At 58.4% G+C, this 7694-nt stretch carries 6 protein-coding genes and 1 pseudogene; 2 read left to right on the forward strand and 5 right to left on the reverse strand.

Features of this window, described 5'->3' with window-relative positions; genetic code table 11:
• Window positions 1–3: 3 nt before the first annotated feature.
• Window positions 4–1323, forward strand: a complete 1320-nt coding sequence (locus BY454_RS13440; protein ID WP_104417058.1) for a type II toxin-antitoxin system HipA family toxin — start codon at window positions 4–6, stop codon at window positions 1321–1323.
• Window positions 1324–1345: 22 nt separating this feature from the next.
• Here BY454_RS13440 and BY454_RS13445 read toward each other — a convergent pair whose 3' ends face one another.
• From BY454_RS13445 to BY454_RS13465, 5 genes are read right to left on the reverse strand one after another with little or no spacing between them, the layout of a single operon-like run.
• On the reverse strand, window positions 1346–1786 hold the full coding sequence (locus BY454_RS13445; protein WP_104417059.1) for a VOC family protein: 441 nt from the start codon (window positions 1784–1786) through the stop codon (window positions 1346–1348).
• A 57-nt stretch (window positions 1787–1843) separates the two neighbouring features.
• Complete coding sequence (locus BY454_RS13450; RefSeq protein WP_104417060.1) at window positions 1844–3574, reverse strand: sugar phosphorylase; 1731 nt, start codon at window positions 3572–3574, stop codon at window positions 1844–1846.
• The gene (locus BY454_RS13455; RefSeq protein ID WP_104417061.1) at window positions 3571–4794 is read right to left on the reverse strand and encodes a glycosyl transferase; all 1224 of its coding nucleotides are present in this window, start codon (window positions 4792–4794) and stop codon (window positions 3571–3573) included. Before BY454_RS13455 ends, BY454_RS13450 begins: the two co-directional genes overlap by 4 nt.
• Window positions 4795–4807: 13 nt before the next feature.
• Window positions 4808–5611: an HAD-IIB family hydrolase gene (locus BY454_RS13460; RefSeq protein WP_104417062.1), complete on the reverse strand. Its 804-nt coding sequence runs from the start codon at window positions 5609–5611 to the stop codon at window positions 4808–4810.
• Window positions 5593–6534 (reverse strand): hypothetical protein, encoded by a 942-nt coding sequence (locus BY454_RS13465; protein ID WP_104417063.1) that lies wholly within the window; start codon window positions 6532–6534, stop codon window positions 5593–5595. Before BY454_RS13465 ends, BY454_RS13460 begins: the two co-directional genes overlap by 19 nt.
• A gap of 85 nt (window positions 6535–6619) precedes the next feature.
• Between BY454_RS13465 and BY454_RS13470 the strand changes: the two are divergent.
• Window positions 6620–7606: pseudogene (locus BY454_RS13470) on the forward strand (protein adenylyltransferase SelO); the annotation flags it as partial.
• Window positions 7607–7694: the final 88 nt, after the last annotated feature.

A 7694-nucleotide genomic window follows, 5' to 3' on the forward strand; every position in this document is an offset into this window, starting at 1 on the left:
CCTATGGCCAAACTGATCGTTGCCATGAATGGCATCCAGGTAGGGATACTGGCCAAAGACAATCGTGGCGGTATGGATTTCCAGTACCTACCGACATGGCTATCCCGACCCGGTGCCAGGACGATTTCCCTCTCGCTACCGTTAACCAGCGAAGTTTACCGAGGGGAGCGGGTCTATAACTTCTTCGACAATCTACTGCCGGATTCAGATACTCTGCGAAACCGGATGCAATCACGATTTCAGGTTCCAACCAGTCATCCGTTCGACCTGCTGGCCAGTGTCGGGAGAGATTGCATTGGGGCCATACAGCTTTATCCCGAAGGTAGCAGCCTGCCAGCTATTGGCCGGATTACCGCCACTCCCCTAAACGATTCACAGATAGCCGGACTGCTGGCCGGTTACCAAAGCGCCCCTCTGGGCATGACAGAAAACGAGGACTTTCGAATTTCCCTGGCCGGCGCTCAGGAAAAAACCGCACTGCTCTGGCATCGTAACCAGTGGCAGAAACCGACAGGAAGCACTCCGACCAGTCATATCTTCAAGATGCCAATTGGTTTTCTGGAACACAGCAACATCGATCTGCGAGAAAGTAGCGAAAACGAATGGCTTTGCCTGAAGATACTTGCGGCCTTTGGTTTGCCCGTGGCTAACGCCAAACTGGCCACATTCGGACATCAGACCATCCTGATTGTTGAACGTTTTGACCGGCGCTGGGCCAGTGATCGCTCCTGGTTAATGCGCCTGCCCCAGGAAGACTTCTGCCAAGCACTGGGGATAGCGCCCGCTATCAAATACGAGAACGATGGCGGCCCAGGCATTCACCAGTCCATGAAGTTGCTCCAGGGCTCCCAACAGGCCCAAGAGGACCGTGAACGGTTCTTCAAGAGCCAGATACTCTTCTGGTTACTCGCGGCAATTGACGGCCATGCCAAGAATTTCAGCCTCTTCATAGAGCCCGCATCGGCTTTCCGGATGACTCCTTTGTACGATGTCATCTCTGCTTTGCCATTATTTGCTCAGGGTAGCCTGCCCGCCGAACGCGCGAAAATGGCCATGTCTGTGAAAGGGAAAAACCGTCACTACCACTGGGCAAGAATTGCCCCCCGACATTTTCTGACAACCGCGCGCAGTGCCGGGTTTTCTCAGGAACGGGCAAGACGCCTGATGAAAGATATTGCGGCACAAACCGACCCTGTTATCGAACAGGTGGCAACCATGCTCCCAGAAAATTTTCCGGAACATATCAGTCGCCCTGTCTTCGAAGGCATGAGAAAACAGGCAGCCAAGCTTGAACAATTTCTCTCAGCAGGAGGGACAAGCTAGAGCCGCCTGGCTCTCTCACAACTCACCAGGTACCGGTATTCTCCATGCTCGCCCACGGCTCCTTGGGCGGCAGTGCGTCGCCTTTCTGCAGCAGCTCAATGGAGATATTATCCGGGGTGCGGACGAACGCCATGTGGCCATCCCGCGGCGGACGATTGATGGTGACCCCATTGGCCTGCAGCTTCTCGCACAGGGCGTAGATGTCATCCACCCGATAGGCCAGGTGCCCGAAATTTCGGCCACCGGAGTATTCTTCCGGGTCCCAGTTATAGGTCAGCTCGATCATGGGCGCCTTGTCTTCCCGCGCCCGGGCTTCATCCTCAGGTGCCGCCAGGAACACCAGGGTAAACCGGCCTTTCTCGTTGCTTTTCCGGTTGATCTCCACCATTCCCAACAAATCGCAGAAAAAGTGCAGCGTGTCGTCCAGGTTGCTCACCCGGATCATGGTATGTAGATATTGCATAAACCGTCCTCCTCTTTAGGCCCAGTATAAAGCCCCTACCCCGGGTCGCGTACAGGGTCAGGCGCGGTTTGAGAGCCAGAGGCGTTGATACGGCTTGAGGGTAAGCGTCGCGGTCAGGTCGGTGATGGCCTGGCCAGACAGCAGGTCAACCCATTCATCTGTCCCAATCAGGTTAATATCCCCCAGGGCAACTGTTTGTGTCTCGCTGCTGATGTTGTGAATGCAGAACAGGGACTGGTCCCGACGCATGCTCTGGCGCCAGAAACCAAATAACTGCAAGCCCAGGTGCAAGGTAAACTGGGTGGCGTTGGGGTGAAACGCCGGTTGTTTGCGGCGAATGGCGATCAGGCGCTTGAGCTCGTGGAACACCTGGCCATGGTGGTTATGCTCATCGGACAAAGCCTGTTCCAGCTCATCCAGCTGGCACTGACTGCGATTGATGGAGCGAAAACGCCCGGTGTGCTCCACCCGGGAGTGATCATTCTCGGTTGCTAACAGGCTGTGGATGTAAAACGCGGGAATGCCTTCCAGCGCCAGCATGATGGTATGGGCACACAGGTACCGCTGCAGTTGCCAGTGGTCCGCCCCACCCTCGGCCGTGCCACTGAGCGCGTTCCAAAGGGCAATGTTCATCTCGTAGGGCTGATCACGACCGTCCGGCGTGCGCCGGTAGGAGACCTTGCCCCCAAAGGATTCCATGGTATTCACCAGCCGCTGGCGTTCCTCATCGTCCAGCAGGCCGTCGGTGGGGCGAAGACCGATGCCATCGTGGGAGGCGATGAAGTTCAGATAGGTGGTGCCCATCTGGGCGGGAGGCATGCTCATCAGCCAGGTTTTCAGGTGTCGGCAGTTGCCGATGATCAGGGTGTTGATCAACAGCGGCGGCAGGGAAAAGTTGTAGATGGCGTGCGCCTCGTTGGCGTTGCCGAAGTAGGTGAGATTTTCCCGGTTGGGCACATTGGTTTCGGTGATCACCACGGCATCCGGCGTGTGATGTTCGATCAGCAGCCGCAGGATCTTGATCAGCTCGTGGGTCTGCTGCAGGTGAATACACGGTGTGCCCGGCTCCTTCCACAGGAACGCCACGGCATCCAGCCGGAAAATCCGCACGCCGTGCTCCAGGTACTGGCGAATGATAGCCACAAACTCCATCAGGACTTGAGGGTTGGCAAAATTCAGGTCCACCTGGTCTTCGCTGAAAGTGCACCAAACATGGCGCTCACCATCCTCGGTCTGCACCGCATTCAACAGCGGCGACGTTCGGGGCCGCACCACCTGGCTCAGGTCGTCACCGGGCCGGCCTTCGAAGAAATAGTCCCTGCCCGGGTCCACCCGTTTTCGGAAATTCTCAAACCAACGGCTGCGGGCCGACATGTGATTGATCACCAGATCCGCCATCAGCCGGTAATCATCGGCAATGGCTTCCACATCCCGCCAGCTCCCATGAGCCTCGTTCACCACCAGGTAGTCCATCACCGCAAAGCCGTCGTCGGAGCTGTAGGGAAAGAACGGCAGTATGTGCACCGCATTGATCGAATCGCGCAGGCAGTCGTCCAAAAAGTGCTTCAGGGTCACCAGGGGCTTCTCGCCGTCCCGCTGAACCGTGTCGGCATAGGTAATGAGCAGAATGTCTCGCTCATCCCATTGATTCTGGTGGGCCGGGGGCGAAGGTGCGTCAGGCGCTAGGACCATGGCACCGAGCAGGTCTTTGGCCAGTGCCGCGCAGTCCAGTGTCGGATAAACCGCCTGCAGCATGCCTTCCAGGCGACTCGTCAGGGGCTGGGTCATGGCCGGAATTCCTGGTTATCCAGTTCCACGGCTTCCAGCAGCTGCTCCTGAATATCGGGAATGGCGCTGCCGACCCGGTTCCAGCTGGGAATAAACGGCGTATCCATGGGGTTGTCCAGGAAATAGTGGCCCGCGTCCATCACATTCCGGGCAAACAGTTCCACGGCTTTCTCTTCCTTGTGGCGGTCAAAGCTCAGGCCGTTGATGATGGCATCGTTCTGGTAGGTCTCGACAAAATCCAGAGCAATGCGGAAATAGGTGGCCTTGATGGTCCGGATTTTCTCCGAGGAGAACACCTCTCCGTTGGTCGCCAGCTTGCGGAACAGCGCCTTGGCAATGTCCAGGCTCATCTTGGACAGCCCTTTGCTGGCATCCTCCGGCGAAAGGTCCTGATGCTTGTGATCGTACACATCAGCAATGTCCACCTGGCACAAGCGATTGGTGGCGTGGTTGCGCTTCATTTCCGACAACACGCCGATCTCCAGGCCCCAGTCGCTGGGAATCCGCAGATCAGTGATCACATCCGTGCGGAACGAAAACTCGCCGGCCAGCGGATAACGGAAGCTGTCCAGGTAATCCAGAATCTCGTTACTGCCACACACCTTTTTCAGGGCACGCAGCAGCGGCGTGACCAGCAAACGGCTGACCCGCCCGTTCATCTTGCTGTCCGCCACCCGGGCGTAATAACCCTTGCAGAACATGTAATTGAAGCCGGGATTGGCGACCGGATAAATCAGCCGGGCCAGCAGGTCCCGGGAATAGGTGAGAATATCGCAGTCGTGCAGCGCCACGGATTTACTGACCCCGGAGGCCAGCACATACCCAAAGCAGTACCACACATTTCGTCCCTTGCCCATTTCAGTGGGCGCCAGGTTCTGCTCCTGCAGTCTGGCATCCAGGGCTCTTAACCGGGGACCGTCGTTCCAGAGCACCCGGAACGGTTGCGGCAATTCGGAAAAGTACTCGAGCGCATGGCGATACTGCTGTTCGTCCGCCCTATCCAGCCCAATGACGATTTCACTGAGGTAGGGAACGCGGGTCAATTCCTTAACAATGTTTTTGAGGGCGGGCCCTTCCAGCTCTGAATACAGCGAGGGCAACACCAACGACATGGGCCGCGCCCGACTGAATTTCGTAAGGTCTGCCTCAATGTCCTCCACCGGCCGGCGCACCAGGTTGTGCAGGGTGGTTACAATGCCGTTCTGATAAAAATCGCCCATGGCGCATTCCTCGTCAGTAGCCGTACTCGAACAACAGGTTCAGCACGCAATCGTTCCAGCCCGCCGGGCCGGGCTTGAGGGAGCGCATGGCATGGCGGCGTGCCGACAGGACCACCTGGTCACTGTTCACGCCCCGCACCACCACTGCGATGTCAGCCGATTCCAGCATGCGCTGGTCATTGGGGCTGTCGCCCAGGGCGATCGACACCAGTTGTTTCTTGCCACAACGCTCACGGTATTTACCGAGCAAGAACCGGGCCCCATCGGCTTTATCAAACTGGCCCATCACGTGATAAAAGCGCCCGCCCGCCACCAGCCGCAGGTTTTCCTCGCCCAGGGCGGCCTCAAAAGATCTGAGTTCCGCCTTGGTACCCAGCCACAACACCGGCTCGGTTCCATGGCGCTGACGGGCCCGCACGGCGGCCTCTTCACTCAGCCCCGTGTACTCCACCAACTGCTTGACCGACATATCGGCAAAACCCTGGAATTTCGCACCGTCCTCGCGCAAGCGTTTCAGCACCGACAACAACACCTCCCTGGATGCACCAAAATTAACCACACGATCCGTTTTGGCGCCCAACCATGAGGCAGGCAGCACCACCGCCGCACCATTTTCGACAATGTAAGGATCATGGTTATCCAGCTCCAGGCGCAGTGCCTGGATCTCGGCGGCGGTCTTGCTGGAACTGAGAATCACGGGAATGTTGGCGGCCTTGAGACGGTCCAGTGCCGGTTTGGCCGGCTGCCAGGAATAGGTGTTGTGATCCAGAAGGGTGCCATCCAGGTCGGTAAAAATAATCAGCTGCGATTGTTCCATATCGGAGTCTCCATAAAGTGGTCCGCGCCCACGGGGATCAGTACATCCGCCCGCTTCGGCAGGACTCGCAAACAATGCTCGGTGACCCGCTGATAATGCATGATGAAACGTTGCACTTCGTGGTCAGACATTATGCGCAGCTCTGGTGAACCGCCGGCGCGATTGCCCTCCTTCGCGGCCCGGGCATGCCGCTGTGCCAGCTTCTGCTCCTGCAACCGCCGCCACTGCAGCACACAGTCCATCGAAGGCGCCTCCAGCATCACCAGCCAGTCCAGCCGACCAAAGAACTCCCGATAGCCGGTTTTCAGGCACTGGTTGACGTATTCACGCCACTGGCCCTGGGCATCCTCCTCCGCCTCCAGTTTATTGACCGGACGGGCCAACGCCGATTCCGGCTGCGGCGTGGCCCCGACACACCAGCCCTCCAGAAGGATAACTTTCGCTGGGCCCTCGAATACCGGCCACTGCGCCTCGGGAACCCGGTCGTCCACCGCCTTGTCGAAGGCTGGTAAGGGCGTACTGTCGCCGGGGCTGGCGGACAACAACTGGTCCAGCACGCGATTGCCCAACGTCAGGTCGTGGGTGCCGGGCACACCCCGGGTTTTAAAAAGCGGATGCACCTGATCGGCCAGTGACTGACGCTCAGCTCTGGTAAGGTAGAGATCATCAATCGACAGGCTGGCTGTCGGGCATTGCCAGTGGCGCTGCAGGAGTTCACGCAGGAACAGGGTCAGCGTGGATTTGCCGGTGCCCTGGGCGCCGTGGATACCGATGATCACGGACCGACGGTGCCGTTTCTGGAGGGCTACAATGGCTTCCACCAGCGGTACGATGATGGAGGCGACTGTGTTTCCATAACCCGGCGGAAGCCCTTCCCTGGCCATTAGGGTGTCGATGGTTTTCTGAAACTCGCAGTTGGCCATAACAGGGCTCTTCCAAGGGGATGTGTCCATCCAACAGACAGCAGAATTCGTACCAGCCGAGAATTCATCAAAGTATAGGCGCTTTATGAGTAACCAGAGCTTTCGTGTTGAACACCGCTACCTGGAGCTGCCAGACAATTTCTATACCCGGGTGCAACCGGCGCCCCTGAGCAATCCGAAAATGGTGTGTTTCAATCACGACCTGGCGCACCAGATGGGGTTCCGCACCGATAACGAAGGCGACTGGACAGGCGTGGGTGCCGGGGCGGAACTGCTGCAGGGCATGGACCCGGTGGCCATGAAATACACCGGCCACCAGTTCGGCATGTACAACCCCGAGCTGGGCGACGGCCGGGGCCTGCTGCTATGGGAAACCGTCGGCCCCGATGACACCCGCTGGGACTGGCACCTGAAAGGTGCTGGCACCACTCCCTACTCCCGCTTTGGCGATGGCCGCGCCGTGCTGCGCTCCACGATTCGCGAATACCTCTGTTCGGAGGCCATGCACGGGCTGAGCATTCCCACCACCCGGGCATTGTTCATGATAAGTGCCAAGGACCCAGTGCGCCGGGAATCCATCGAAACCGCCGCGGCCCTGATGCGGGTGGCCCGAAGCCACATCCGTTTCGGGCACTTCGAGTTTGCCGCCTACCATGAAGGCCCGGAGGCACTTGGCACACTGGTCGAGCACGTAATCTCCCTGCATTTCCCACACCTGATCGAGTTGCCGGAAGACCAGCGCCACACCCGCTGGTTCGAAGAAGTGGTGGAACGCACTGCCCGGCTGATTGCCGACTGGCAGGCGGTCGGCTTCTGTCACGGGGTGATGAACAGCGACAACATGTCGATCATTGGCGACACCTTCGACTACGGCCCCTACGCGTTTCTTGACGATTTCGACGCCGGGTATGTATGCAATCACTCCGACCACGAGGGCCGGTATGCCTACAATCGCCAGCCGCAGGTGGGCTTCACCAATTGCCAGATGCTTGCCAACGCCCTGCTACCGGTCATGGACGAAGACGCCGTTCGCGCTGGCCTGGAGCATTACGAGTCCGCTTACAACGTAAGCGTCCATTCCACGACGTTCTGCCGCCCTGCTGAAATTCGCCCTACAGTAACCTCACATTTCCCAGCATGAGGTTACCCCTATGAGAAAG

This window comes from Marinobacter persicus (genome assembly GCF_002934325.1).
Classification (GTDB): Bacteria; Pseudomonadota; Gammaproteobacteria; order Pseudomonadales; family Oleiphilaceae; genus Marinobacter; species Marinobacter persicus_A.